The organism is Actinomycetota bacterium, from assembly GCA_036280995.1.
Lineage (GTDB): Bacteria > Actinomycetota > CALGFH01 > CALGFH01 > CALGFH01 > CALGFH01.
The window spans coordinates 1-2,034 of the sequence record DASUPQ010000654.1; the positions used below are offsets into that span (position 1 = coordinate 1).

The 2,034-nt window shown below is 67.4% G+C and carries 3 protein-coding genes; 1 reads left to right on the forward strand and 2 read right to left on the reverse strand.

Features of this window, described 5'->3' with window-relative positions:
• Positions 1–744: 744 nt before the first annotated feature.
• Positions 745–1,368, reverse strand: a complete 624-nt coding sequence (locus VF468_22375; GenBank protein HEX5881038.1) for a fasciclin domain-containing protein — start codon at positions 1,366–1,368, stop codon at positions 745–747.
• A 24-nt stretch (positions 1,369–1,392) separates the two neighbouring features.
• A complete protein-coding gene (locus VF468_22380) occupies positions 1,393–1,638 on the reverse strand; it encodes a DUF378 domain-containing protein (GenBank protein HEX5881039.1) in 246 nt (81 codons plus the stop codon).
• Positions 1,639–1,752: 114 nt separating this feature from the next.
• Between VF468_22380 and VF468_22385 the strand changes: the two genes are divergently transcribed.
• A partial coding sequence (locus VF468_22385) for a MerR family transcriptional regulator (GenBank protein HEX5881040.1) occupies positions 1,753–2,034 on the forward strand: 282 nt, incomplete at its 3' end.

The following is a 2,034-nucleotide window of genomic DNA, read 5'->3' on the forward strand; positions in this document are numbered from 1 at the left end:
CGTTGGGTTCATCAGCGTTTCTTCTCATCCCTGTCGTACGCGCTTCGCCCTTCATGGTCTCGCGTGCGGTCTCGGACGACGGTGAGTGGCGTGGATGACGTTGGGCAGTCATGGGAGCGACCAGACAGCCGGTAGCTGGCGCTGTCCGGGACATCTCCCGTTCGCCGTTGGAGTTGGTGAGGATCCACGCCGATTCTATGGCCAGGCGGCGACAGCGAGGTCGAGCGAGCCGGGCTTGTCGGCGGTCGCCCGCTCCAGGCGGCGGCGCGCTGGAAATCCTGGCCGCGGATGACCGACGCACCCCACATGGTTCTTGTCCTCGAGCAGCAGGCTCGTTCTCCGGTCGGGCCCCGCGCGACGCAGGCGGCGTGGCGTTGTCAGGTGGGGTGAGCCCCTCATCCGCTGCCGCAACCCAGTTCGGGGCCTGACGCTTCTTCGAGCAATGACGAGTAGCTCCCTCCACTGGTGCTCCTGCGGGCCGTCGCTGCGGGTTGTTGACCCTCGGGCGTTCAACGTGGGGGAACCGTTGTTCCATCGGCTGTGACCACGTCGCCTGGCAACGCTTTCCGCGGGCTCCCGGTTGGGCCTTGTGCGAAATATCCTGGCCGCGTTCGGATCGTGATGCCCACATGGTGCAGCACCGTTCTTCTGTCGCTGGGCGGCACTCGGTTGAGGGAGTGAACGAGCGGCGCGGCCACTGGCATGGTGGTGCCGGTGGCCGCGCCGGGCTGGGTGGTGTGGTGGTCAGCTCTTGGGGAGGAGCACCTGGTCGATGAGGTAGACGGTGGCATTGGCGGTCTTGACGTTGCCGCAGACCACGCTGGAGTTGCCGTTGACCTTGAAGTCCTCGCCGCTGCCGCTGACCTCCAGGGTCCCGCCCTGCAGGGTCTTGTGGCTGCCGGCGAGCTGGTCAGGGGCGAGCTGGCCTGGGACCACGTGGTAGGTGAGCACGGTGGTCAGCAACCCCTTGGGGTCGCCAAGGGCCTTGTCGAGGGTGGCCTTGGGCAGGGCGCCGAAGGCGTCGTTGACGGGCGCGAACACGGTGATGCCCTGGGCGCTGTTCAGGGTGTCGACCAGGTCGGCCTTCTGGACCGCGGTGACCAGGGTCGACAGCTCGGGGGTGTTGGAGGCGGCGGTGGCCACCGGGTCCTGGGCCAGGGCTTCCAGGCTGCCGGGGCCGCTGGCCGGCACGGCCGAGCAGGCGGCCCCGAACGGGCCTGACGCGGTCATCGATGCGGCGGTCGTTGGCGGGGCGGGCGTCTGGCTCCCGGAGGTGCCGGCATCGTTGCTGCTGCAGGCGGCACCGAAGAGCGCCATCCCGAGCACACCGACCACGGCGGCGCGACGAGGACTGGGAAGACGGAGCATTGCTTGATCCTTTCGGGGAACCGTTCAGTTGGTGACGGAGGTGGCGGGGATTGGCGTGGAGGTGCTGATGAGCGTCCGGAGCTGGCTGGCCAGGTAGAGCGCGGACAGCCCGACGAGCGTGTAGATGATGCGGCTGCCGACGTTCACCTCGCCGAAGCGCATCCCCCCGAACACGGCGGCGACCAGGTCGAACTTGAACAGTCCGACCAGACCCCAGTTGAGTCCGCCGACGATGGTCAGGATCGCGGCTAGGGCGTTGAGCCTCTTCATGGACCTCCTCCTTTTGTCTAGAGTTTGTCTAGGTCCTGTCGAGACTATGCCAGCACTGCGCCCGGGTTGTCAAGGGTCTGTACAGAGATCGTCGATTGCTTGTACAGTACGGGTATGAACGAACAGCAGAACCAGCCCATGCCCGATGCCCAAGCGGGCTTTCTTCGGATCGGTCAGCTGGCCAAACGGACCGGGGTCAGCCCCGAGCTGCTGCGGGCGTGGGAGCAGCGCTACGGGCTCCTCCAGCCGACACGAACCTCGGGAGGCTTCCGGCTGTACAGCGCCGACGACGAAGCCAGGGTCCAGCGCATGCAGGGCCTCGTCTCCGGCGGCCTCGCCGCCGCCCAGGCGGCCCACCTGATCCTCAGCGACGGCGAACCAGCACCGCGCACCGTT

Excerpts from the sequence above, each read along its gene's own strand:
- VF468_22380 (HEX5881039.1), bottom strand. The coding sequence starts at position 1,638 with ATGAAGAGGCTCAACGCCCTAGCCGCGATCCTGACCATCGTCGGCGGA.
- VF468_22375 (HEX5881038.1), bottom strand. The coding sequence starts at position 1,368 with ATGCTCCGTCTTCCCAGTCCTCGTCGCGCCGCCGTGGTCGGTGTGCTC.